Genomic DNA, 24,241 nt, shown 5'->3' with positions numbered 1-24,241 from the left:
CAAGCGACTATTCTTCGTTGTTTCTGATAGTTCTTCGCCTCATGCATAGGTTTCTGTTGACGTATCGCTTGTTCTTTTCTTCTTGATAGAATCCGCTGTGCTTTGGCTAATTTCTTTTCCAACGTGCGAAAGAACTTCGGGTTTTCATAGACAGTTTCATCTGACAGTATGGCGAAATCCTTTAGACCCACATCAAGACCGATCGAAATATTGGTTTTAGGTAGCTCACAAACTACTGTTTCAACAAGAATGGAAACAAAATATTTTCCACTTGGATTTCTTCTGATGGTCGCATTTAGTATACGCCCTGTGATTTCGCGGCTCTTGGCAAGTTTAACAAGCCCCAGCTTGGGCAATTTAATGGCATTGCCAATAACCGCAATATTACCGTTTGTGTATTTTGTCGTGTATGACTGGATAGGATTTCTTTTTGATTTAAAACGAGGTACGTTGTTTTGTTTCTTAAAAAAACGGTCAAATGAGTCTGCGAGGTTGCGGACAGATGATTGGAGGGCAATGCTGTCCACTTCTGTTAACCAGGGTAATTCCTTTTTCAACAAGGGAAGCCCAGCTGAACAAGTTCCATAATTTAGTCCTTTACCTGTTTCTTTATAGACGTGATTCCACTTATCCAAAAAGTGATTAAAGACAAAACGGCTACATCCAATTGTTTTAGCAATGAGAACTTGTTGGTCTTTATTTGGATAGATACGGAACTTATAGGCTTTGTTAATCTGCATGGACTTCCACCTCGCTTCAAAGGAACTTTAATCTAATTATAGAATATACGTTCCTTTAACGCTAGTATTTTGGGCTATCGCCCAACCGAAATTCATCTCCCACTTATCACTGGGCTATGCCCTTTAAGTGATTGAAGTGAGAGTCTTCTTTTGGTAAATAGATAAACTTTCATAACAAATAGATAGCACCAGTATATCAAATAGTATTCATCTGGTGGCGTGGGACAACCTCCAAGTAAGTTCCAACAAACCACATAAGAATCAAACGCCAAATCGCACAATATAAAAAGAAAATCCACGCTGTATTTCCCATGGATTCCAACTATTCAATTACACAGAATAGTTCAATGTTTGCAACACTTCATCGCATTATCTATACTTTTTATATACCCCGAAAAACATAGATTGACACACCCATTTTTCTCTGCTAAATTAACAGCTAATCACAAAAGTCTTTAGCGGAAAAAAGTACGCTAAGAACCCTGTTCTATAAAGATATACAGCTCTAAATTCACGGCTTTGACGGTTTTCCATCGTTATATGTGTACGTATGAATAAAATCACGAGCGCAAACTCCTCCCTACTTTGGGTCGATTTTTTTATTTACAGAGGTTGGAAGGAGATTTACTAGTTATGAAAAATTTAATTGTCGTTCTCGGCTCGCTCATTGTTGCGTTTGCATTTAACTGCTTCCTCGTGCCTTTCGGTATTTTAAGCAGTGGCATTAGTGGAATTGCCATCTTACTCGGGTTACTCACACCCTTTAATACAGGGCTATTGAATCTTGTGCTCAACATTCCTTTGCTCATTCTAGGCTACTACAAACTAGGTAAAACCATTACCGTTAATACGATGGTTTGTGTCGTGTCACTCTCAGCCTTCCTATACGTAATACCTGTCGTTGCAGTGACGGATAACATCATGCTGTCTACGGTTTTCGGCGGTGGCATTGGCGGTCTTGGTGTGGGTCTTATTCTTAAGTATTCGGGAACTTCCGGCGGCTTAGACATCATTGCTATTATCGTTTCTCGCACAAGCTCTTTCAGCATTGGCCTTCTTCTAACTGGAATGAACGGCATCATTGTACTACTATCCGGATTTTTCTTCGGCTGGGAACTCGCATTATATACGATGTTATCCATCTATATCACTGGTAAAATGATCGACACCATTTTCACCGATCATGTCAAATTAACGATGCAAATTGTCACCACAAAAGGTGACTTCATCCGCAACGAGCTACTGGGATCCATCTATCGTGGCATTACGATTACAGAAGGATACGGGGGCTATACGCAAGAGAAAAAAGATATTTTAATGATGGTCGTCACACGTTACGAAACACTGCATGTGAAAAAAATTGTGCGCAAGCATGACGAAGACGCGTTTATTAATATTTATGAGACGGTCGAGGTTGATGGCAAGTTTCATGTGAATTAACTGCCGGTTCTCTTTCCCTCTCAACTATTCGGTTTCTCCGAACAGTTCATGACCTATCAAAAAATGCCCCATTCGAAACAACTCAATGTTGTTTCAAATGGGGCATTATACAATTGATTAATAAGCAGTCCATCCCGCATCTGCGGTAATAACCGTACCATTCACAAAGCTTGAATCATCCGAAGCAAGGAACAGCGCGACCTTCGCAATTTCTTCAGGCTTCCCTAGGCCTGGGTTAATTGCAAGTCCTGGTTGAATACGACCCATACCGAACTCACTGACGCCTGTCATCGAAGAGCTGATATTCGTTTCAACCGCGCCTGGCGCAACCGCATTACATCGAATGCCATTCTTCGCGTACATAAAGCCAGTATTTTTTGTAAAGCCAACCACTGCATGCTTGGAAGCTGTATATGCCGCACCAGCACGAGCTCCGTATAATCCGCCAGCAGAAGCGATATTAATAATGACACCTTGCTCTTTTGCCAAGAAGATCGGCAACACTTTACGAGTAGAACGCATCACACTTGTCGTGTTGATCGCAAAAATCCGCTCCCAATTGTCATCTTCAATATCTCCTGCAGGTTCAAAATTATCCATAATGCCGGCATTATTCACCAATACATCCACTGTGCCATACGTGCTAACAGTTGTATCAATTAGGTTCTGAATATCCTCTTCTTTCCCTACATTCGCCACGACCGTCATCGCTGCCCCGCCAGCCAATTTAATTTCTTCTACAACTGCATTGGCCGAATCGCTATTAATGTCAGATACGACTACTTTTGCTCCTTGTTGTGCATAAAGAATCGCAATTGCTTTCCCCATACCCGAACCGGCCCCTGTTACGACTGCTACTTTGTCTTGAAGTTTCATGTTAATTCCTCCTCCATCAATTTAAGTACGCTTTCACAACTACGTTAGTGAACAGATGTTGATTATCTTTCATCTATAGTATAATCAATCGTAACGACTACATTCAATCAGCAAATAACGAGTCAATCGTTGATTAGCATACAGTTTGATAGGGTTTTGTCGATTTATTACAAAAAAGAGGGTGACAGCTTTGTCTGACCAATTAACCAGTGTAGATAGAAGGATTCGAAAATCCAAAGCTGCGCTGAAAGAAGCACTTCTATCCTTAATGCAAACAAAGGATTTCAAAAAAATTTCCATCACAGACATTGTGCAGCTAGCCGACCTCAATCGCGGAACATTTTATAAACATTACCAATATAAAGAAGAGTTGTTGGAGGAAATAATTGATGATGTCATGAAAGGCTTAACTGAATCATACCGTGCTCCCTATGACGAGATAGAAAACTTTGATGTGAGCCAACTGACCGCTTCAGCCATTAAAATATTTCAGCACGTAACGACATACGCCAACTTTTATACATTACTCGGGAGGTCAAATAGTTTAACAGGGTTCCAGACCCGAATCTGCGACGAACTAACGCAACTTCTCTTTCAAGATCTATCCCAATCGCATACACCCCTCAATCCTAAAATCAATCCTAAAATGTTGGCCAGCTATCAAGCATACGCCATCTGGGGAATGATTATTGAATGGATTGATAGTGAATTTCTTTATACATCGGACTATATGGCCGAGCAATTACTTGCAATTATTCAGCGGATTCCTAATCATTCATTCCAGAAGGAGCAATGATCATATGACAACAAACATTTACGTAAACAACAATAAATTCATAGTAGGAATGACCATGAAAGACGGCACTGAGCTCGAGCACAACAACATGGCGCTTCACGCCTGCAAAAACCTTGATTACATTGTAGAAAACCGTAAGAAACTCGCTGCATCCTTGCACTACGAGCTGAACGATTTCGTTTGCGCCAATCAAACCCACAGCGACAATTTCCACCGTGTAACGTTCGCCGACAAAGGACGAGGGGCGAAGCAAATGGATACCGCCATTGCAGATACAGACGCCCTCTACACCTATGAGCCCAATCTCGTATTATGTAGCTTCACCGCCGATTGTGTTCCCGTGATTTTTTATAATGAGGTGAGTGGACTTGTCGGTGTTGTCCATTCTGGTTGGCAAGGCACCGTCAAAGAAATTACCATGAAGCTTTTTAGGCATTTAACACAAGTTGAACAATGTAATCCAAGTGATTTCCATATCCAGATTGGCGCAGCGCTCAGTCAAGAAAAGTTTGAAGTTGATGAAGATGTTTATGTGAAATTCAAGAACCTTGGCTATGCAGATGAATTTATATATCTTCATGAGGGCACAGCTAAATATCATATTGATAATCAACTAACCGTGAAAAGACAATGTGAGTTGGCCGGGATTCCGACGGAACAGATTACGATTGATCGGACTTGTACATATCTTAGTCCGAACGGTTTTTCTTATCGTGAACATAAGCAATGTGGAAGACATTTGAGTTTCGCTGTGAGAAAAGGGGTTTTGTAATATCGCCAGTTTTTCATGCGAAGTGATTGATAATCGGCACGAATAATTTTATAATCATAGAGGACCGTTCAGTTTAATCCACAATGCTTCTAGCCGTCCTCTATGATTATTTTTAACTTCCGCAAGATGGTAATCCAACTTCTACATGACTGCCTCTGCTTGACACAAGGGATTGTCTTCATATTTATTATTTTTCATCATAGCGCGTGATTTAGAGGGGTATAATGTCATTCACTATGCATTGCCGTGTTACGAATTTCCAAAAACGTGTTACTAATTAATAAATATAAAGGGGTTTAGGTATGCAAGACTCAACGTTAAAAAGATTTGGTATTTCAATGGAGGGAAGCTTACTTCGAAAGTTTGACCATTTAGTCACACAAAAGGGCTATGAAAACCGTTCCGAGGCGATTAGAGATCTTGTCCGAGAGGCGATTATTCAACAAACATGGGAAGACGGAGAACAAATCATTGCAGGAAGTATTCTTTTGTTTTATGACCATCACCAACGCAATTTACTTGAAGAAATGACGAAAATCCAACATAGTGTGCACGATGTAATCCTTGCTACAACACACTTCCATTTGAACCATGATAGCTGCCTTGAGCTGATTGTTGTCAAAGGGAAAGCAAGAGATATTCAGGAGCTCAGTCATAAGCTGACGAGTTTGAAAGGTGTTTCCTATGGGAATTTCACAGTCGCACCTGTAGAACAAATTTAACTTAATTCAGCTACAGGTACATTTGCTGAATAAGGAGGAATGAAGTTCAATTCCTCCCTGTTAAGCCCCCGGCGGTTGTGACAGGATTTTAGATTAATAATATGCTTAGAGGAAGTGTACGTTTTGACAAAGAAATTTTTGGGATTCATAGGAATAGCTACTTTAGCTATATCAATTATGTTAGTAGGATGTTCATCATCTAAAACAAGTGATAAAAATAAAAACAATGACGAGAGACCAAAGGACGAGCTTGTACTCGCTTTCGGTTCTGAGCCGGAAACGGGATTTGATCCAATCACCGGATGGGGGCGTTACGGGTCACCTCTCTTCCAAAGTACACTGTTAAAAAGAGATAATCAATTGGCCATCGTTAATGATCTTGCGGAAGACTATGAGGTGACTCAAAATGGAACGGTCTGGACTGTTACATTACGCAATGATGTCCAATTTTCAGACGGTGAGCCTTTGACAGCAAAAGATGTGCAATTTACTTTTGAAAAAGCTGCCGACAGTGGATCGGTTGTCGATTTACATGTATTAGAGAAAGTTGAAGCGTTGAATGATACGACAGTGGAATTCACGTTAAAGGAAGCACAATCTACATTTATCAATACATTGGTTGCAACGGGAATTGTACCACAGCATGCATATAGCGAAGAGTATGCGGAGAATCCGATCGGATCAGGTCCTTATGAACTCGTTCAATGGGATAAAGGGCAACAGATGATTGTGAAGGCGAATCCTAGCTACTATAGCAAAAAGCCGTTTTTCCAAAAAATAACCTTTGTATTCTTAAATGAAGATGCTGCGTTTGCTGCGGCTCAAGCAGGTACAGTCGACCTCGCCGCTATCCCAGCTGCATTTACAAATAAGAAAGTGCCAGGCATGGAATTAGAAACTGTTAAAACTGTTGATAATCGGGGAATCGTATTTCCATTTGTAAAGTCGGGCGAGTTTACAAATGACGGCTTCCCAATTGGCAATAATGTAACAGCGGACGCTGCGATTCGACACGCAATCGATATTGCGGTTGACCGACAAGCGTTAATTGACGGGGTATTAGAAGGGTACGGAACACCAGCTTATACATCTGTTGACGGACTTCCTTGGTGGAATCCGGATACGGTCATTGAAGATGCAGATATGGACGGGGCTCGCAAACTGTTGGAAGAAGCAGGATGGAAAGATAGCGATGGAGATGGAGTTCTTGAAAAAGGCTCTCTGAAAGCAGAGTTCAATCTTTATTATCCAGCAAGTGATACGACTAGACAATCCCTTGCTATTTCAGTTGCAGATATGATAAAACCACTTGGTATCAACATTAAAGTAGAAGGTGCAAGCTGGGATATCATCGGTCAGAAAATGTATTCAGAGGCTGTACTGATGGGCTGGGGAAGCCATGATCCACACGAATTATACAACATCTATAGTAGCGATAATGCCGGTGTGGAGTACAATAATACCGGATATTATAAAAATGACACAGTAGATGCGTACTTTAAGAAAGCACTTCGAGCGAATAGCGAAGAAGAAGCCATTGAGTTTTGGAAAAAAGCGCAATGGGATGGCAAGACTGGTTTGAGTGGAAAAGGTGATGCGGCATGGTCGTGGCTGGTGAACATCGACCATTTGTACTTAGTGAAAGAAGGTCTTGATATCGGGGAGCAGCGGATCCATGTCCATGGGCATGGTTGGCCCGCTACAGACAACATAGTCGATTGGAAATGGAGTCAATAATGTGAATAAAAGTTTTGGTGCTAGGGTCGGAGTCTTTCTGTTGATGAAAGGTTTAAGAATGCTAACATTATTGTTTGCGATTTGCTTAATTTCGTTTTTATTAATCAAGAACTCTCCGGTTGATCCGATTCAGGCCTACATTGGTGCTGATATGCTAAAGGTTGGACCTGAACAGCGAGAGAAAATTGCTGAGTATTGGGGGCTCAATCAGCCCGTTATGGTACAGTTTTTTAGTTGGCTGTCTGCTTTACTTGCAGGTGATTTAGGAAACTCAATGATTTTCCGTCGTCCAGTGTCTGAAATCATCGGGGAGCGATTTTTGAACTCGCTGGTCTTGATGCTGACCGCTTGGGTATTGTCGGGAGTTATCGGTTTTGTCATGGGCGTTGTGTCTGCCATGAAAAAGGGCACTTGGATGGATCGAATTATTAAATGGTATTGTTACACACTTGCGTCGACACCTACCTTTTGGATGGGCCTTCTCATGCTAATTGTTTTTGCAGTGTGGCTCGGTTGGTTCCCAATCGGGTTGGGTGTTCCAGCAGGAGTTCTTGCGGAAGATGTCACGTTAGCAGACCGAATCCAACACCTCATACTTCCAGCGATGACACTTAGCATTCTTGGTGTTGCGAATGTAGCTTTGCATACGCGCCAAAAGCTAATCGAAGTTCTTGCGAGTGACTATGTGCTATTCGCGAGGGCGCGAGGTGAACGGGGGTTTCTCCTGTTTTGGAGACATGGTTTACGGAATGTTGCTTTGCCTGCCATCACCTTACAATTTGCCGCTTTTAGTGAATTGTTTGGGGGAGCCGTGCTGGCGGAGCAAGTATTCTCTTATCCAGGTCTTGGACAAGCAACCGTTGAGGCAGGCTTAAGAGGAGACGTGCCTCTTTTACTAGGATTAGTCCTATTTAGTACGATTTTTGTTTTTGCAGGAAATTTAATTGCCGATATGATCTACTATGTTGTAGATCCGAGAACGAGGGAGAGTCGAACGCTATGATTCCAAGCCTCAAAGTAGGAAAGATGAAAAGATTTTATCTGAATCGAAGACAGCGAACGCTGCTGACGATTGTAGTTGCAACAGTTATCTTACTAAGTGTTGTAGTAGGCGGTACATTGCTTGATCCAGAAAGGATTGCTACAAATCTAAATGCCCGAAATTTAGCCCCCTCACTAGCCCATTTTTTCGGTACAGATTGGTTAGGTAGAGATATGTTTACCCGTACAATTATGGGACTTTCCTTAAGTATGGGCGTAGGGTTGCTTGGAGCAATTGGCAGTACGTCAATTGCTCTTATCCTTGGTATGGCTGCAGCAACAATGGGGAAAATGGCAGATCGTTTCATTACGTGGCTCATTGACCTTTTTTTAAGTGTGCCACATCTTGTAACGCTGATTTTGATTGCCTTTACATTGGGTGGTGGATTTAAAGGGATTGTAATTGGGCTTATGCTAACGCATTGGCCAAGTCTTGCACGGGTTATTAGAGCAGAAGTTATGCAAATTCGTTCAGCTGAATATGTGCAGATTTCTCAGCAGATGGGGAAATCCCGTTGGTGGATTGCTGGACATCATATTTTTCCCCATTTGATTCCCCAATTGTTAATTGGGTTCATGTTGATGTTTCCTCATGTGATTTTACATGAGGCTGCAGTTACATTTTTAGGCTTGGGGTTATCGCCTCACGAGCCAGCCATTGGAATAATTTTGTCAGAATCCATGAAGTATTTGTCTTCGGGTATGTGGTGGCTCGCCTTTTTCCCAGGACTTTGCTTACTAATTATCGTACGAACATTTGAGACGGTTGGAGAAAGTTTCCGAATGCTTATAGATCCTACTAAAGCTAATGAAAAGTAAGACAGGAAGAGAGTAGGATGATGAAATACAGATCGTCCTATTCGTTTGCTGAGGAGGTAACGAATGTCAATCCTTGAAGTGGAAAATTTATCGATATCATTTAATCAATATACAGGTGGTTTGAAACAGGAAAGTGTGAATGTCATTTCAAGTTTAAATGTTACGCTTGAAGAAGGTGAAATTCTAGCGGTTGTGGGAGCCAGTGGTTCTGGGAAGAGCTTGTTGGCCCACGCCATTCTTGGAATACTGCCAAACAATTCAACTGTCAGTGGGACAATAACATATGATAGAGAGGTGCTTACTGCTGCACGGCAAGCGTCATTACGCGGGAAGGACATTGCACTTATTCCTCAATCGGTAAACTATTTGGATCCACTGATGCGTGTAGGGAACCAAGTCCGGACTTCTGTAAAGGATCGAGATGCAATTGCAGCACAACGAGCAGTTTTTGAGCGGCTTCACTTACAATCGAATGTAGAGAGCATGTATCCGTTTCAGCTTTCAGGAGGTATGGCGCGAAGAACGCTTCTATCCACTGCAATTGTCAGTGGAGCAAAGGTGATTATTGCAGATGAGCCTACACCGGGACTAGATCCTGTTGTCATCAAAGAAGCGTTGAGCAATTTCAGGGAATTTGCAGACAATGGATGTGCAGTCATGCTCATCACGCATGATATTGAATCCGCTTTAACAATTGCCGATAAAATTGCTGTGTTTTATGCGGGTACCACCGTGGAGATAGCCTCTGTCGATGACTTTGCTGGCGATGGTGAGGCATTGCGTCATCCTTATAGTAAGGCGTTATGGAGAGCGTTGCCACAAAATGATTTTATACCCATTCCGGGTTCACAACCTCATCCAAATGCATTACCATCGGGTTGCCTATTTACACCTCGTTGTCCTATGGCAACTCCTGAATGTAGTCAGGCACAACCGGACATGCGTAACCTTCGGAATGGAATGGTGAGGTGTATCCATGCAACTTGAAGCAAAAAATATCGGATTCCGCTATGGCAATGGACCTTGGTTATTTCGAGGCGTCAATTTAACGATTGAACCAGGCGAAATTGTGGGACTCACAGCCCCTAGCGGACGCGGTAAAACAACATTATGTCGGATTTTAGCAGGATTTGAAAAACCGCTAGAAGGAAGCATCACCATAAATGGTTTACCGGTATCCAAAAAAGGATTTCATCCCGTGCAGCTAGTCTTTCAGCATCCGGAAAAAGCAGTAAATCCACGCTGGAAAATGGAAAAGGTTTTGAATGAAGTAGGCAAGCCTGATCCTGAGCTGTTAGATTTATTGGGCATTGAGCAGGAATGGTTGACCCGTTGGCCAAACGAGCTATCTGGCGGAGAGTTACAACGCTTTTGTGTAGCGAGAGCATTGGGCTCCAATACTCGCTTTTTAATAGCAGATGAAATGACAACAATGCTAGACGCGATTACACAGGCACAAATTTGGCAGGCTGTTCTTGAAATCGCCAAAAAGAGAGAGATGGGAATTATCATAGTCAGCCATGAAGAGAAGTTGATGCAAAGATTATGCCACCGTGTGATTGAGTTGGATCATTCCAATTCATAATTGAAGGTTTACGGTTATTTTTTACTTATTTGCAGTGTCAAAGCTACAGATGAATAGTATTGCAAGCCTGATTTCTCCTTTAACCAAGAGGAGAAATCAGGCTTTTTTATGCTAGTTGTTCAAGTCGATTCATGCATAGAATAAGCTGTTCAGTAAAGAATGAATGGAGGTCAAAAAATAAGGGAGAGCAAATGATGACAACCACCTATAAAGGGACAAATAAATTGATTATAGGGATTGTGTTTGGTGTATTAACATTTTGGCTTTTTGCTCAAGCAATGGTCAACGTAGTCCCCGCGGTTCAAAAGGATCTGGGTGTTTCTTCAGGGACATTAAACATCGCCATTAGTTTAACAGCACTTTTTTCGGGGATTTTTATCGTCGCGGCAGGTGGTCTTGCCGATAAAATAGGGCGGAAGAAAATAACGAATATCGGACTGCTCTTAAGTATCGTTGGTTCACTTTGTTTAGTGTTAGCAAATGGGGCAATATTACTCATTATCGGTCGGATCATTCAAGGTTTGTCGGCTGCTTGTATTATGCCTGCAACGATTGCCTTGGTGAAAGAGTATTTTGAAGGGGCTGAACGTCAGCGAGCACTTAGTTACTGGTCAATTGGTTCTTGGGGTGGTTCTGGTGTTTGTTCATTATTAGGTGGAGCGATTGCAACCTATATGGGATGGAAATGGATTTTCATCTTCTCGATTATCTTTGCCATTCTTGCTTTATGGTTAATAAAAGACACACCTGAGAGTAAGGCAAAACAAACGGGTGATTCGAGGTTTGATTTTAGCGGTCTACTTGTTTTCATTGTAGCCATGTTAGCCTTAAATATTTTTATTACGCAAGGTGCTGAAATAGGTTGGACAAACTGGAGAACTATCGTACTGTTAGTTGTCGCAGTCATTGGGGCGATTATCTTTATAAAAGTTGAGAGTGGTAAATCGAATGCGCTCATCGATTTTGGATTATTTAAAAACACGCCATACACCGGTGCAACCGTTTCAAACTTCTTGCTCAATGCTGTTGCCGGAACGCTTGTCGTTGCGAATACATATGTACAAGAAGGAAGGGGTTTTACATCTTTTCAATCGGGTATGCTTTCTATAGGTTATCTCATTGCCGTACTTGCCATGATTCGTGTTGGGGAAAAGATTCTTCAAAAAATTGGGGCGAAGAAACCAATGCTTTGGGGTACAACGTTGACGCTGATCGGTGTTGGGGTGATGGGCTTAACATTCTTACCGGATGTTGCTTATACAGTTGTTGTATTTATAGGATTCGCTTTGTTTGGTTTGGGATTAGGGATCTATGCAACACCCTCTACAGACACCGCGGTTTCGAATGCACCTAACGATAAAATTGGAGCAGCATCAGGGATTTATAAGATGGCAAGTTCCCTCGGCTCTGCTTTTGGAGTCGCCATTTCCGCGACTGTCTATGCGATGATTGCAAACAAGGCGGGCGTAGATGCAGCGGCAACTGGAGGTATTATTGCCAATGTAATTTTCGCGGTGATTGCATTATTGTCCATTATCTTCATGGTCCCAAATAATGCCGGTAAAAGTGATGCTAAATAAGGGGTGATTTTGATATGAAAGAAAAATTAATGGAAATGTTGGATGAACGTAAAGATGAAATGATTCAAATTCGGCGTTTTTTACATGAACATCCTGAATTATCGTTTCAAGAAGAACAAACAGCCCAATATATTGCGGACTTTTACAAAGGAAAAGACGTCGATGTCCAAACAAACGTCGGGAACGGTTTTGGAATTATTGTAACAATCGTAGGTGGAAAACCTGGAAAAACAATTGGATTGCGCGCAGATTTTGACGCTCTTCCAATTGTGGAAGAAACGCCCGTGCCGTTCAAGTCGAAAAATGAAGGTGTCATGCACGCATGTGGACATGATGGTCATACAGCTTACTTGTTAGTGCTTGCCGATTGTTTAATTCAACTGAAATCAGAACTAGCGGGAACGATTAAAATCATTCATCAGCATGCTGAAGAGGTTCCACCAGGTGGAGCAAAAAGCATTGTCGAATCCGGACTGCTAGATGATCTGGATGAGGTGTATGGCATTCACTTATTACCCATCGCTCCTGCTGGAGTGGTTGCTTACAATAAGGGCTACGCTTTCAACGGACGGGCATATATGAAATTGAAAATACAAGGCAGAGGGGGGCACGGTTCTTCACCGCATTTAGCAAATGATGCAATTGTTGCAGGTGCTCACTTTGTAACTGCAGTTCAAACCATCATCAGCCGCAGATTAAGTCCATTTGACATCGGCGTCGTTACAATCGGTTCCTTTGACGGAGCTGGTACATTTAATGTCATTAAAGATAGCGTAACGCTAGAAGGTGATATCCGTTATATGACTGTTGAAACGAAAGAAACGATTGAACGAGAAATAAAACGTCTTGTCAAAGGAATTGAAGTAGAGTTCGGTGTCAGCTGTGAACTTATGTACGTGCCGGATTATCCGCCCTTATACAACAATCCTGAGCTGACCGAAAAAGTGGCTGAAGCACTAAGAAATGCGGATGTGAAAGAAATTACAGAGGTCAAAGAAGTACCACCAATGGCGCCTTCCGAGGATTTTGCTTATTATGCTGAAAAATTCCCTGCTTGTTTCTTTTATATTGCGTGTTCACCAAAAGGCGTTGAAAACCCCTATTTCAATCACCATCCGAAATTTGATATCGACGAAGATGCACTCTTAGTTGCAGCAAAAGCTGTTGGGCAGGTTGTGTGTAGTGTGCAGGGATAAGCCGGTTTCTTTTGGGAAGTCAATATTTGAATAAAATAAGACGTCTGGTTCTCAAACAACTCTTACTTGTTTAGACCCAGACACCTTATTTATTTGACACTTGATCAAAGATTTTGTTATCTTACGGTGTCCATTGGTCATGAATAATACCAACAAGTGCACGGTCATCTCCGATTTTCTTAAAGACGAGACGTAGGCTGCGCCAATCCATCCCTTCAACAGCAGGATCGACGCCGTCAATATGATAATCAACAAAGTCATAAGCATCTTTCGGATACACTTCATTCACATTGTAAATCATGGCGCCTTGCCCAATGCCCTCATTTACTGCAATTTCAGCATCCTCCATGAAATCTGCATCATATACGAATGTCTCATGGTATTCGCTGTATGGCATCTTGATTAACGTGTCTGAACCAGGAAATGACCGCCATAAGTGTTCTGTAGGATCCTTCATCAAACCCTTTAGCTCATCCCTGGAAAATATAAGATCCGACTCCGTATCCACATATCCGTATGGTGAAAACCGAACACCTTCATTTGGATCTGCCCAAGCTGCGAGTGTGTTTAGATCACCATTCTTAAGCGCTCTTACGACTGTTGTGCCTGCTTCCAATACAGTTGGCGGCACCCCTTCCTCCACTTCACTTGGCTGTTCCTGTTCAGGTTCAGATTCTTGCTCCTGTTCTTCTTGTTCCTCTGATTGTTCAATTGGAGAGTCTGGAGTAGCCTTTGGTGTTCCAGTACAGGCGACAAGTAGTAGCATTAGCAAACCTAGAACAATCCATCTAACATGTTTAAACGAATACATGAATACCAGCCTCTTTTCCAATTATTTTATCTTTTGATTACAGTCACAAGAATGCACCACTGCATTTACCAATGAGATGACAATTAGACTTTTGCACTTTAATAATCGCGCTTGTTCTTGAAGAACGATTTGGTGAACGTTATGATTTTTCACCAGTATGCCGATCACTGTTTATCTTACTGCTAATCAGCTCATCAATCACTTTTTCCACAAATTTCTCCTCTTCTTTGTTAAAAGCACTAGGAAATAAATAAGGGTTAGGCTCTACGAAAGAACCTTCACTATTCATGAGCTGTTTCCTATCTTCATCATCTAAAAGGGGTTCGACCATAGGCTTCATAAACGATATCATGGCTTCGGTATGTTTAAGCACTTCAGGATCATTAGGTGTTTTTCCTTCTTGAATGAATCGCTTCATTTTACTAGTCCACACGGTCATTTCCTTATCCAATTCTAGTTGCGCCGTATGCGAGTGTAACTTATTATACACCGAGTCGGTCGCATGCTCATTGGTCCAGCGGTTTCGTGCCTCTTCATTTTTCAATGCATGAATGAGTACTATCAGTGAATCAGGATCGACGGCTTCTGATTCTGAAACAGTTCTTTGAACGCGGTCAATGGTTTGTAAAACTGTTTCAATCTGCACCTTTTTTTCTTCCAGCATATTTGCCTGAGTTTCCAGTGTCTTCAAAAAATCCTGTTCAGGCTGCTTGAGATGTTCAGAAATATCTACCAACGGCAAATCCAAAAATTTTAGTACAGCTATTTTTTGAAGCTGTACAATGGATTTGTTGTTATACTTCCGATGTCCATGTTCCGTGTACTCCGAAGGTTTCAACAGCCCAATCTGATCGTAGTGACGCAGTGTACGTTCAGTAATTCCTGTCAGTTTTGCAAATTCTCCAATAGAGTATTCTTTCTCCATTGTTATTCACTTCCTTTCAGTTTGAACTATATCACTTGACGTTACGTCAACCGCAAGGGCTTTTTTGATTTCAATTTTAGTAGTGTAGTAATAGAAAAAAAATCCAAGTAAACATCTTCAATTTTCTGCCCTAATCGTTGAAGACAGTTCATGTTGATAATCAATCCAGGATGTAAGATTGTCATTACCTATTACTTATTGGTACATGTTTTGTTAATCAGTGGTAAAAAGTATGCCGGCGTTGATACATTTCATTGGCTGGAATCATCTTTTAATGAAAACGAAGAAGTTCAACTTTATGCTATTATCCCTCGACAAAGTTACAAATTAAGGAATACGTTTATCATTAATTATAGTATGTGGAAATCGAGAAAGCGAGTATGGACTGATCTGAAGAATTTCACGAATAACGGAATGCCATCGCTAGAGATTGTGCGATCTTTTCAATGTTACTATAGCAGTAGATTTCCTATTAAAGCGGAGTTAGCCTACAATGAAGAAAATGAAAAACTTAAGAAATGAGGGATTCATATGATGTGCGGATCAAAATGCTTCCTTGTGGAAATGGAACTAAACGGAACAAGAGAGTTCAAACAAGTCACTGCGAGAACTCCAGTCGGTGCAAGGAAAGTAATCAGGGGAGAATACGGAGTAGACGCCGAGATAGTATCAGTGAAAGAGGCGAAACGAAATCATTAATTTAATCGCTTCATACAACAAGGTAGACATAAAATAACCCCCATAAACTTTACGACACCTACGGGGGCATTGTCATATAGGATTACTCTTCCACAATCTCCTGGACATCGTTCAATTGCTGCTTCATCAGGTCTAACTGTTCTTTGTTTTGCTCGACCGAATTCGGCTGCTCCTTATGTTGTTCTACATTCGAAAATGCCTTTTCTGCACGTGAAATCGAATTGAAAGCATGCTCAACTGCTATCTCCTCTGGATGTGACATCGCTTGCTTCACCGCACGATCCGCCTTTTGAACAGAGTTGCTTAAAAAAGTGTTTGGATTATCCTTTTTCCAACTTGTGTCCGAGCGCTTAGCCATTTATATCTCTTCCCTTCCTGCAAATAAGATAAGTTACGGTGAGCCTAGTATTGTAAAATATCCTAAAAGTATGCATGGAGGAGCCTATTTCAATTTTTTAATAAGTAGCTCTTTCAAAGCCAACTAAACAAATATGGATTATAATCATCATATAATCTTACTTTCATTTTCAACGACATGAGGAGGCGCAATACTATGCATTTATTCGTGAAAACAGCACGTCAAAAAGAATGGCTACAAAAACTATATGACAAAGAAGCCGCATTCAAAAAAGGAGCAGCCGAAATTGATGAGTTATCCATCTTTCCAAAAGATAATATTCAATCGTTGGTGGATATCGGTTATACCAGCAGTACGCTTCCAACAGCCTATGGTGGTGCAGGATTAACCATCTATGACATGGTGCTTCTCCAAGAAACACTTGCTAGTTTCGACGCAAACACAGCCCTTTCCATCGGCTGGAACCTCGGGGTAATTGGCGAGCTTTTCGAGAAAAAACTTTGGACGGACGACAACTTAGACTTTTTAGCCAAGGAAGTACTAAACGGAGCGTTGATAAATCGTTCAGCAAGTGAAGCACAAACAGGAAGTCCGACGCGAGGTGGGCGCCCTGGAACAACTGCCATCCAGAAAGATGGGGCTTGGGTTCTATCAGGACGTAAAATTTTCACAACCGCCTCCCCCGTTCTCACCTATTTTCTAACATCTGCCTGGATTGAAGAACAACAAAAGATTGGCTTCTTTCTGCTGCATAAGGATTTAGAATGGCTCACCATTGAAGAAACGTGGGATGTGATTTCCATGCGTGGAACCGCAAGTCATGATCTAGTGCTCGATAACGTCATCGTCGATGCTTCCAAGCTTGTTGAACTTCCAGATGCACCAAGTGGCGGGACAATGAACGCTTGGCTTCTTCACATTCCCGCCTGTTATCTCGGTATCGCACAAGCTGCGCGTGATTACGCCGTCCACTTCGCCAATAACCATAAGCCAAACAGTCTAAACGGCCCCATCAGCCAATTACCGAACGTTCAACAGCTCATCGGGGAAATGGATTTAGCGTTAACACAAGCAAGACATCTGATATATAGCGTCGCAGAAGTGTATGACGATAAATCTCGCAGACATCTACTGTCCAATGAGATGGGCGTCGTCAAACATACCGTCACCAACTCGGCTGTGACGATTGTCGATAAAGCGATGCGAATTGTCGGCGCCAAAAGTCTGCAGCGCAGCAATCCTTTACAACGACACTACCGCGATGTCCGAGCAGGTTTACATAATCCCCCAATGGATGACATGACCATCAAAAAGTTGGCATTGTCTGCCATTGAACAAGACAAGGACACGAAACTCCCATAGCAGCAATCCCTTATGGAATAAAAATACCACGTTCTAAACGATGAATCGGTTTAGGACGTGGTACTTTTTCACGTAAAGGACTTCTTTACAGTTAAAGAGATGCTAAGTGGCAACTACTCTTCCAGTTCTTCTGGAAGCAGCGTAAACCCTTCAATCACAGTGTCTTCCTCCACCTCAATCAAGATACAACGTTTGCCATTGACAGTGACCTGTCGCACATATCTCAAGTCTTGCGGGCTAATCGCAATATTTGCCACTTTCGTTTCAATCTTGATGGACTTGGATGTGTAACTTGGAATGATATGGCTTGCCTGCATTTCATAGGTTTTGTCTTCAATTACAGTCTGAAATGCCCTCTCCACTTTTTCCGAGCTGACATCTTTCACACCACTCGCCTTCAGCACACGTTCCACCTCTTTCGTGTCCAGAACAGGAAGGTATTCCTCTTCACCTTCATCTTCTACAACCAACATACTGTTGATTTCATCATAGACACTGGCAAGGGTTTTGGTACTCACTTCATTCCCAACTACTTCTTTTATAATTTCTTCAAAGACCGCTTTATCATCATCAGCAGTCATCACCTCTTCACCGTCCAACACACTCTCGACAAACTCGTAATTCGGCTTATTCGCTTTACCCGCAGCATACAAGATGTGATTGACATCTGCCGCATTGTCCGTAAAGACTGGGAACAAAAATCCACCGATTGGAGATGTTAAATTGATAATCGGATCGAGCATGTCCTGCGACTTAAATTCCTTCTCATTGAAATCAAATACAAGTGATCGTTTCGGCAGCTCAGTCTGATTCATACTGCAGAGAATGAACGGGTTCTTGTACACTTCATCCCGTTTGGCGACTTCCTCTTCCTCATGATTCCTTTTCGTCGGTTTAAAATAAGTCCCGCGAATGAAAGTCACAACGATGTCCTTTTCATATTGAACGTCCTGCACCATCTTTTCAGCGATGCTTTGCATATTCTCTTTCCAATCTTCTACCTCAGCCGTTTGGAGTCCCTCATATAAAAGTCGTTGCGTATGGTCCGTTTGCTCCTCCTCTTGCTGTCGAAACTTCACCTCAAATAGCTTCAACCCCAGTTTTCCACCCAACACTTTTTTAAAATTGTTCAGAAACAACTCCTGCTGCTCCCTATCCAAAAGGGAAAATGGCTGACTTTCCTCATGATAAAATTCACTGCTCTCCTGCCTAATATACACTTTGTAAATTTCAGTAATCGTCAGTAAATCCGTATCCAACTTAAATTGCTTGCGAATCGCTGCAATATCCTTCTTGTTCATCTCAACTTCAACTCCCAACTAGCATATCGAACCTAAAACTCACGTTTTGAACGTAAAAAAGAGCGTCAAAGCTTTCATTCTGCATTTGACACCCTCTTATTATAGCAATGTTTTGGATGTTGAGCGTCTAAAATCGGGCACCCTGTTCTCACATACTTCGGAATCAAATCAGTACCTCCACTTTATTCATTGACCCGTCTCAGAATCTAGTTAATATACAAGCCATTCTGCTTAATTTATACTGGGTATGCAACGTAAGGACTGAATGAAGGTCAAGGGGAATACCCCATATTCGACAAAAAGGGAGGAAACCAAAGTGGAAATTGGTGTAACGACGTTTGTTGAAACAACCCCGGATGTAGAGACGGGTCAAGTGACGAGCCATGCGGAGCGGATACGTGAAGTGGTGGAGGAAATTGTGCTAGCGGATCAGGTAGGATTGGATGTGTTCGGAGTAGGTGAGCATCATCGTGCGGATTTCGCTTGTTCTGCGCCAACTGTTTTGCTCGCGGCAGCGGCAGCACGGACGAAAAACATTCAATTGACAAGTGCCGTATCCGTCCTTTCATCAGATGATCCGGTACGTTTATATCAACAATTTTCAACAATTGATGCCATTTCAAATGGACGTGCGGAAATCATGGCAGGTCGCGGTTCATTTATTGAATCGTTTCCCCTTTTTGGCTATGACTTACAGGATTATGACGAATTATTTGATGAGAAACTAGAGTTATTACTGAAAATTAATGAATCGGAAAAAGTGACTTGGAATGGAAATCATCGTCCATCGATTTCGAATCTAGGCGTTTACCCTCGGCCTGAACAAGAGCGCCTACCCATTTGGATTGCAAGCGGCGGCACGCCACAATCTGCAGTGCGTGCAGGAATTCTTGGATTGCCACTAGTACTCGCGATTATAGGGGGCAGTCCGTTACAGTTTGCGCAGGTCGTTGATTTGTATAAGCAAGCTGCTAAACAGGCGGGACATGACGTTTCGAAACTAAAAGTCGCTTCGCATTCGCATGGTTTTGTTGGAGAAACAACAGCTGAGGCAAAAGACCAGTTTTTCCCGTCCACTGCGCAAGCGATGAATGTGTTAGGCAGAGAACGTGGGTGGGGACCATATACACGGAACACCTTTGAGGCGGCAAGTAGCTTGGAAGGCGCATTGTATGTAGGAGACGCAGAGACAGTAGCGGAAAAAATCATTTTCCTTCGTAAAAATGTCGGAGTTGAACGTTTCATGCTCCATGTTCCAGTCGGGTCTATGCCACATGACGAAGTATTACGGGCGATTGAGCTGTTAGGTACAAAAGTAGCGCCAATCGTAAAGGCTGAAATTAAGCGATGGGAAGCGGAAACAGAAAATACACTATAAATCATGCTAAAAAAGTGCCTGGTTCTATTATTTTAGAATCAGGCACTTTAAGTTTGAGTTTACTCGGATTTTTTCGTGAATTTACTGTATTGCGGAATCTAATTTTTGTGTCCAAGCTAACTTTGTCCTTTTTCATATACTATTGAAAAAGGAGGTGAAATCATGAGTAATCATGAGCATAGCTCTTTACGTAAAGATAAAGAAAAAATAGAATCAGCACACCTAGAATGTATTGACCGTGCTTATCGTATTCCCATATTTTTAAGTACGACAACGCATTTAAATGACAACCAGCAGCGGTTTCTAAACCGTTTAATTTTAGAGATTGAGAATGCTTTGCTTTTTCCGCGTACATTACCCTTAAGCGAAAGTTATCCCGAATCCATTTTAACTGATATTCGCCGGTTAGTTTCATCAAGCTATGGAATGTTGGCAGCAAACTTTCGTCGTTTTAAAATTGAAACTGTTGACGTCAATACAGGCCCCGTTCCACCGCCCACTCCGGTCTGGCAAGGATCCGTTTATTCACAAGTAGAGCCTTCCATGGCTTTTCAATTTGGACTACCCTTATTATTAGTAAGAGAGGAAGATACTGACGCAAATAATGGCATTTGGGCAGGAGGAATTGCCCCGCTCAACCTATTTATAGTTTGGCATTCTGAAACACAGACTGTTGAGCAATTCTTTAAAACACCCGAATGGAGATCAGCCTTTGCAAATTGGTCTGCACAAGTCAGAAATGCTTTTTATATTCAGACAGAGCCTACGTTTAGGTATAGATGTGAATGATACGCATGTGCTTTGGTATCCAGTCGCGAGTCGTTAGTTGTAAAATAAAATAAGATGCTTGGTTCCCAACACGATATTACTTGTTGAAAACCAGACATCTTATTTGTTTACGAGTTGATTCAATTCTCAAGTAACGAACGTTCCGAGCTTTCGTGTATTGTAGGGATCGCCTTTTTCCTAAAGTAAAAAATGATGCCCATTAAACACGCAAGAACAAAGGTACATAATACAAGTGCCCATAGCGTAACGCTGATTGGGTGGCGATCGATTAGTTCGCCAGCAATTCTTGGCAGGAATGCGCCGCCTAATCCCCCCATTGCCATCAATATGCTTGTTGTCCATTCCTCTAATCCTTTAGACGTTTCATTCACAATCAAGAGGCCCATGGAGAAAACGCCACCCATTAATAGACCCGTTAAAAATATGGAGATAAAGCTAAATGTGACTGAGGTTGAATAAGCAAACATCAAAATGGTGAAAAACTGACCTATACAGCAAATCACAAAGAGCTTGCTATAGCCTATTCGATCGATGATACCTGTCATACTAATACGCCCAATGGTCATCGCTGCCCAAAAGACTGTAATGCTCAAAGCCAGCGTGGAAGCGTCTAAACTCGTTGTTTTGCTCAAAATGGTTGGCAAGTAGTTCGGCAACACCATTTCAGTTCCCACATACATAAAGAAAAACACCGCACCCGTCGCAATAATCGGCAACTGCCTTTTAGAATAACGTTTTTTCGCTGGTTTATGCCCGTCTTCAGGTAAAACTTTCGGTTGCCTTTTTAAAACTGAATCCAATTCTCCAAACGGAAGAAGTAACCAGAGTAGCATAATGACCGAAGCAAACACGGCTACAAATGTAAACGAAAAACTCCATACACCTGTCAATATCAAAAAGGCAGAAATGACCGGAATCGCCAATGCGCCGACTCCAAAAAAGATTTCAACCATGACAAGTGTCTTCGCTTTCTTTTCCTTTAAATGGCCAATAATAAGAGCAGCCACAATTGTCTCGGCAATCCCAATTCCCGCCCCACCAAATGGAGCGATAGCTAACATCACATTCCAATTAGGTAAAACGCTAAACACAAACTGGGAAAGGGCAAAAACCAATAATGCAAGAAAAATCGTCATCCTCCGCCCCAACCGATTGACGATAAGCGGCGCAAGCATAACCCCACCTAAAAAGCCCAAAAACTGATTCATAATCAGCTGTCCGCCATCCTTATAATGAATCCCATACGAATCCACCATCGGTTCTAAAACGGTCCCTATGATAATATGACCAAACCCATTCAAGCAATAAATTAGACAAGCAATCCATACAAATTTCTTCATTTTATTCTCCATATCTGCATTATTCCGCATTATTTGAAAGTAGTGTCGCTTGTCTTATACTACCAATAATGGTTGGGAGAGTCTATATGAAGCTGTGTTTCTATCTTTGTAAGTCTTAGTAAACGGTTCTACCGCAATTGACACTACGATATTCTAGATACACACCTTATATTTTTGACTTATTTAATGAATACACTCACTTGGTTACCTATACTAAAAGCCCATCACCTAAATCGATGATGGGCAAAGTAAAACGAGCTGTTCTTTCTACTTATATAATTATTGAGCTGTATAACCGCCATCAACAGTTAAGCTATTGCCAGTCATGAATGAGGAATCATCGCTCGCCATGAATAATACAGCTTTCGCCATTTCATCTGCTCGACCAAGACGTTTCATCGGTGTCATCGATTTTAACACTTCTTTACTTTCTTCTGGAATAATTGGTGTATCGATGAAACCTGGGCATAGTGAATTCACACGGATATTTTGTTCTGCATATTCAAGTGCAAGCGAACGTGTTAAGTTAATCACGCCACCTTTTGCTGCGTTATAAGCTGCTGAACCAGGTGAACCAACCCAACCGTACATAGATGCAGTATTCACGATTGTACCGCCACCCGCTTTCAACATCTCACGAATTGCTTCACGTGCTACTAAAAATACACCATCTAAATCAACATTTACTGTGTTCCGCCACTCAGAGTACTCTAAGTCATGGGAAGAATGAACACGCCCGATACCTGCATTATTAAACACAACATCCACTTTACCAAATGTTTCAACTGTCTGTTTAAAGATATCAGCTACATCTTCTTCACTTGTAATATTTGCTTTTACAAATAGTGCTTCGGCATTAAGCGCTTTCAATTCTTCTTCAAAAGCTTTTCCTTTTTCTTCATTTAAATCAACAAGAACCACTTTGGCTCCTTCTGACACGAATAAACGAGCTGTTGCTGCACCGATACCAGATGCTCCACCAGTAATCACGGCTACTTTGTCTTGTAGTTTCCCCATAATTGATTCCTCCAGTATAATAATATCCATAGCACAATTATATTTTACCCAAAAAAAGATACAATATTTGCGCTATTTCATCTGCAACTTAATTGTACTATTTTGTTCATATGTAACAATCATTAAAAGTTGACGAAGTGTCTATGGAGTAGACACTTCGAACTGAATTGTCTATTTTCGGGAGGTTTTTTTGATGAATGACCAACAAATTGTGACATCTCAGCGACGAAACCGAACAAGAGAACATTTAAAGCTAGCACTCATTGAACTCACGAAGAAGAATGGGTACCATTCCGTTTCTGTAAAAGACATTGTAAATTATGCTGCGTATAATCGGAGTACCTTTTATGTCCACTACCAAGACAAAATAGAGCTTGCGAAAGATGTACTCGACTCCATGCTTCAAGGGTTAGAAGATTCAGTAGGAAAACCCTATGTACCTGGACAAAAAGTATATACTACGAAGCTAAATGCATCATCCTTTAATATCGTGTCGTTCATTTATGAGCACAGACATTTTTTTGAATTGATTAAATTCGAAGACACTTTACCAGGATTACATACCAGATTTCCTCAAACGATATTAAAAATTTACCAGGAACAGTTTGTTTTCGAAACGATTAACAATATCACCGTCAACATGGATTATTTTAAACGTTACACAGCCTATGGTTTTTATGGGCTTCTACTGAACTGGATTACAAGTGATTTCAAAGAAACGCAAGAGGAGTTTATCCAAGAAGTAACTGATCTATCAAAAACACATATTTATTCGTTTAAATATAAGGATGAATCAACTTCATAATTGAACAATCAACAATAAAATCCGAAAAACGTTGATTTACGCTTCAGACGGACGCTTTCTTACCTCTAGTCAATAGTTATTTTATTTTTTAAAAGAATAATTTATGAGAGTGAATAAAAGAAGCTTTCTAACAACGCTTGGCGCTAGGGGAT

The 24,241-nt window shown here is 41.5% G+C and carries 23 protein-coding genes; 15 read left to right on the top strand and 8 right to left on the bottom strand.

The genetic code is table 11. From position 1 onward, the window contains the following. The coding region (locus tag R2B77_RS16930) for an RNA-guided endonuclease TnpB family protein (protein ID WP_322555765.1) at positions 1–740 on the bottom strand (740 nt) is incomplete at its 3' end. Positions 741–1,373: 633 nt separating this feature from the next. Between R2B77_RS16930 and R2B77_RS16925 the strand changes: the two genes are divergently transcribed. Further along, complete coding sequence (locus R2B77_RS16925; RefSeq protein WP_203247805.1) at positions 1,374–2,180, top strand: YitT family protein; 807 nt, start codon at positions 1,374–1,376, stop codon at positions 2,178–2,180. Between the two features lie 117 nt (positions 2,181–2,297). Here the strand turns inward: R2B77_RS16925 and R2B77_RS16920 are convergent, their stop codons facing one another. Next, positions 2,298–3,056: an SDR family oxidoreductase gene (locus R2B77_RS16920; protein ID WP_203247804.1), complete on the bottom strand. Its 759-nt coding sequence runs from the start codon at positions 3,054–3,056 to the stop codon at positions 2,298–2,300. Between the two features lie 190 nt (positions 3,057–3,246). Between R2B77_RS16920 and R2B77_RS16915 the strand changes: the two genes are divergently transcribed. The 10 genes from R2B77_RS16915 to R2B77_RS16870 all read left to right on the top strand — a co-directional run bounded on the left by R2B77_RS16915 (position 3,247) and on the right by R2B77_RS16870 (position 13,304). Next, positions 3,247–3,852: a TetR/AcrR family transcriptional regulator gene (locus R2B77_RS16915; RefSeq protein WP_203247803.1), complete on the top strand. Its 606-nt coding sequence runs from the start codon at positions 3,247–3,249 to the stop codon at positions 3,850–3,852. Positions 3,853–3,856: 4 nt separating this feature from the next. Beyond that, positions 3,857–4,624 carry a peptidoglycan editing factor PgeF gene (pgeF, locus tag R2B77_RS16910; RefSeq protein WP_203247802.1) on the top strand — a complete coding sequence of 256 codons (768 nt, stop codon included), beginning with the start codon at positions 3,857–3,859 and terminating at the stop codon, positions 4,622–4,624. A gap of 302 nt (positions 4,625–4,926) precedes the next feature. Then, a complete protein-coding gene (nikR, locus tag R2B77_RS16905; RefSeq protein ID WP_203247801.1) occupies positions 4,927–5,346 on the top strand; it encodes a nickel-responsive transcriptional regulator NikR in 420 nt (139 codons plus the stop codon). Positions 5,347–5,469: 123 nt separating this feature from the next. Next, the gene (locus tag R2B77_RS16900; RefSeq protein ID WP_203247800.1) at positions 5,470–7,083 is read left to right on the top strand and encodes an ABC transporter substrate-binding protein; all 1,614 of its coding nucleotides are present in this window, start codon (positions 5,470–5,472) and stop codon (positions 7,081–7,083) included. Between the two features lie 43 nt (positions 7,084–7,126). Continuing rightward, a complete protein-coding gene (locus tag R2B77_RS16895) occupies positions 7,127–8,086 on the top strand; it encodes an ABC transporter permease (RefSeq protein WP_232843473.1) in 960 nt (319 codons plus the stop codon). Beyond that, positions 8,083–8,943: an ABC transporter permease gene (locus tag R2B77_RS16890; protein ID WP_203247798.1), complete on the top strand. Its 861-nt coding sequence runs from the start codon at positions 8,083–8,085 to the stop codon at positions 8,941–8,943. The genes R2B77_RS16895 and R2B77_RS16890 overlap by 4 nt, the downstream gene beginning before the upstream one ends. Positions 8,944–9,006: 63 nt before the next feature. Further along, positions 9,007–9,930, top strand: a complete 924-nt coding sequence (locus R2B77_RS16885; RefSeq protein ID WP_203247797.1) for an ABC transporter ATP-binding protein — start codon at positions 9,007–9,009, stop codon at positions 9,928–9,930. Beyond that, on the top strand, positions 9,920–10,528 hold the full coding sequence (locus R2B77_RS16880; protein ID WP_203247796.1) for an ABC transporter ATP-binding protein: 609 nt from the start codon (positions 9,920–9,922) through the stop codon (positions 10,526–10,528). Before R2B77_RS16885 ends, R2B77_RS16880 begins: the two co-directional genes overlap by 11 nt. A gap of 191 nt (positions 10,529–10,719) precedes the next feature. Next, positions 10,720–12,108: an MFS transporter gene (locus R2B77_RS16875; protein WP_203247795.1), complete on the top strand. Its 1,389-nt coding sequence runs from the start codon at positions 10,720–10,722 to the stop codon at positions 12,106–12,108. Positions 12,109–12,122: 14 nt separating this feature from the next. Further along, complete coding sequence (locus R2B77_RS16870) at positions 12,123–13,304, top strand: amidohydrolase (protein ID WP_203247794.1); 1,182 nt, start codon at positions 12,123–12,125, stop codon at positions 13,302–13,304. A gap of 121 nt (positions 13,305–13,425) precedes the next feature. Here the strand turns inward: R2B77_RS16870 and R2B77_RS16865 are convergent, their stop codons facing one another. The 3 genes from R2B77_RS16865 to R2B77_RS16855 form a co-directional block, all read right to left on the bottom strand. Next, positions 13,426–14,115, bottom strand: coding sequence for a hypothetical protein (locus R2B77_RS16865; protein WP_203247793.1), 690 nt, complete (start codon positions 14,113–14,115; stop codon positions 13,426–13,428). Positions 14,116–14,254: 139 nt separating this feature from the next. Then, positions 14,255–15,040, bottom strand: a complete 786-nt coding sequence (locus tag R2B77_RS16860; RefSeq protein WP_203247792.1) for a MerR family transcriptional regulator — start codon at positions 15,038–15,040, stop codon at positions 14,255–14,257. A gap of 781 nt (positions 15,041–15,821) precedes the next feature. Further along, complete coding sequence (locus R2B77_RS16855; protein ID WP_203247791.1) at positions 15,822–16,097, bottom strand: hypothetical protein; 276 nt, start codon at positions 16,095–16,097, stop codon at positions 15,822–15,824. A gap of 195 nt (positions 16,098–16,292) precedes the next feature. Between R2B77_RS16855 and R2B77_RS16850 the strand changes: the two genes are divergently transcribed. Continuing rightward, positions 16,293–17,459 carry an acyl-CoA dehydrogenase family protein gene (locus R2B77_RS16850; protein WP_203247790.1) on the top strand — a complete coding sequence of 389 codons (1,167 nt, stop codon included), beginning with the start codon at positions 16,293–16,295 and terminating at the stop codon, positions 17,457–17,459. 113 nt (positions 17,460–17,572) lie between these two features. Here the strand turns inward: R2B77_RS16850 and R2B77_RS16845 are convergent, their stop codons facing one another. After that, on the bottom strand, positions 17,573–18,760 hold the full coding sequence (locus tag R2B77_RS16845; RefSeq protein WP_203247789.1) for a DUF4317 domain-containing protein: 1,188 nt from the start codon (positions 18,758–18,760) through the stop codon (positions 17,573–17,575). A 316-nt stretch (positions 18,761–19,076) separates the two neighbouring features. Between R2B77_RS16845 and R2B77_RS16840 the strand changes: the two genes are divergently transcribed. Beyond that, positions 19,077–20,138 carry an LLM class flavin-dependent oxidoreductase gene (locus tag R2B77_RS16840; protein WP_322555764.1) on the top strand — a complete coding sequence of 354 codons (1,062 nt, stop codon included), beginning with the start codon at positions 19,077–19,079 and terminating at the stop codon, positions 20,136–20,138. Between the two features lie 162 nt (positions 20,139–20,300). Next, the gene (locus R2B77_RS16835; protein ID WP_203247787.1) at positions 20,301–20,927 is read left to right on the top strand and encodes a hypothetical protein; all 627 of its coding nucleotides are present in this window, start codon (positions 20,301–20,303) and stop codon (positions 20,925–20,927) included. Between the two features lie 119 nt (positions 20,928–21,046). Here the strand turns inward: R2B77_RS16835 and R2B77_RS16830 are convergent, their stop codons facing one another. Continuing rightward, positions 21,047–22,267, bottom strand: a complete 1,221-nt coding sequence (locus R2B77_RS16830) for an MFS transporter (RefSeq protein WP_203247786.1) — start codon at positions 22,265–22,267, stop codon at positions 21,047–21,049. 279 nt (positions 22,268–22,546) lie between these two features. Continuing rightward, positions 22,547–23,284, bottom strand: coding sequence for an SDR family NAD(P)-dependent oxidoreductase (locus tag R2B77_RS16825; protein WP_203247785.1), 738 nt, complete (start codon positions 23,282–23,284; stop codon positions 22,547–22,549). 193 nt (positions 23,285–23,477) lie between these two features. On the opposite strand from R2B77_RS16825, the gene R2B77_RS16820 reads away from it, so the two are divergent. Further along, positions 23,478–24,089: a TetR/AcrR family transcriptional regulator gene (locus R2B77_RS16820; protein ID WP_203247784.1), complete on the top strand. Its 612-nt coding sequence runs from the start codon at positions 23,478–23,480 to the stop codon at positions 24,087–24,089. The last annotated feature ends 152 nt before the right edge of the window (positions 24,090–24,241 follow it).

The organism is Sporosarcina beigongshangi (assembly GCF_033485195.1).
GTDB classification, from domain to species: domain Bacteria; phylum Bacillota; class Bacilli; order Bacillales_A; family Planococcaceae; genus Sporosarcina; species Sporosarcina beigongshangi.
The sequence above is the reverse complement of the archived record's forward strand: the minus strand, read 5'-3'. Positions and strand labels throughout refer to the sequence as shown.

What these genes read in the sequence shown, in the direction of transcription:
- R2B77_RS16925 (WP_203247805.1), top strand. Translation starts at nt 1,374, where the DNA reads ATGAAAAATTTAATTGTCGTTCTCGGCTCGCTCATTGTTGCGTTTGCA.
- R2B77_RS16920 (WP_203247804.1), bottom strand. Translation starts at nt 3,056, where the DNA reads ATGAAACTTCAAGACAAAGTAGCAGTCGTAACAGGGGCCGGTTCGGGT.
- pgeF (WP_203247802.1), top strand. Translation starts at nt 3,857, where the DNA reads ATGACAACAAACATTTACGTAAACAACAATAAATTCATAGTAGGAATG.
- nikR (WP_203247801.1), top strand. Translation starts at nt 4,927, where the DNA reads ATGCAAGACTCAACGTTAAAAAGATTTGGTATTTCAATGGAGGGAAGC.
- R2B77_RS16895 (WP_232843473.1), top strand. Translation starts at nt 7,127, where the DNA reads ATGAAAGGTTTAAGAATGCTAACATTATTGTTTGCGATTTGCTTAATT.
- R2B77_RS16890 (WP_203247798.1), top strand. Translation starts at nt 8,083, where the DNA reads ATGATTCCAAGCCTCAAAGTAGGAAAGATGAAAAGATTTTATCTGAAT.
- R2B77_RS16885 (WP_203247797.1), top strand. Translation starts at nt 9,007, where the DNA reads ATGTCAATCCTTGAAGTGGAAAATTTATCGATATCATTTAATCAATAT.
- R2B77_RS16880 (WP_203247796.1), top strand. Translation starts at nt 9,920, where the DNA reads ATGCAACTTGAAGCAAAAAATATCGGATTCCGCTATGGCAATGGACCT.
- R2B77_RS16875 (WP_203247795.1), top strand. Translation starts at nt 10,720, where the DNA reads ATGATGACAACCACCTATAAAGGGACAAATAAATTGATTATAGGGATT.
- R2B77_RS16870 (WP_203247794.1), top strand. Translation starts at nt 12,123, where the DNA reads ATGAAAGAAAAATTAATGGAAATGTTGGATGAACGTAAAGATGAAATG.
- R2B77_RS16865 (WP_203247793.1), bottom strand. Translation starts at nt 14,115, where the DNA reads ATGTATTCGTTTAAACATGTTAGATGGATTGTTCTAGGTTTGCTAATG.
- R2B77_RS16860 (WP_203247792.1), bottom strand. Translation starts at nt 15,040, where the DNA reads ATGGAGAAAGAATACTCTATTGGAGAATTTGCAAAACTGACAGGAATT.
- R2B77_RS16855 (WP_203247791.1), bottom strand. Translation starts at nt 16,097, where the DNA reads ATGGCTAAGCGCTCGGACACAAGTTGGAAAAAGGATAATCCAAACACT.
- R2B77_RS16850 (WP_203247790.1), top strand. Translation starts at nt 16,293, where the DNA reads ATGCATTTATTCGTGAAAACAGCACGTCAAAAAGAATGGCTACAAAAA.
- R2B77_RS16845 (WP_203247789.1), bottom strand. Translation starts at nt 18,760, where the DNA reads ATGAACAAGAAGGATATTGCAGCGATTCGCAAGCAATTTAAGTTGGAT.
- R2B77_RS16835 (WP_203247787.1), top strand. Translation starts at nt 20,301, where the DNA reads ATGAGTAATCATGAGCATAGCTCTTTACGTAAAGATAAAGAAAAAATA.
- R2B77_RS16830 (WP_203247786.1), bottom strand. Translation starts at nt 22,267, where the DNA reads ATGAAGAAATTTGTATGGATTGCTTGTCTAATTTATTGCTTGAATGGG.
- R2B77_RS16825 (WP_203247785.1), bottom strand. Translation starts at nt 23,284, where the DNA reads ATGGGGAAACTACAAGACAAAGTAGCCGTGATTACTGGTGGAGCATCT.
- R2B77_RS16820 (WP_203247784.1), top strand. Translation starts at nt 23,478, where the DNA reads ATGAATGACCAACAAATTGTGACATCTCAGCGACGAAACCGAACAAGA.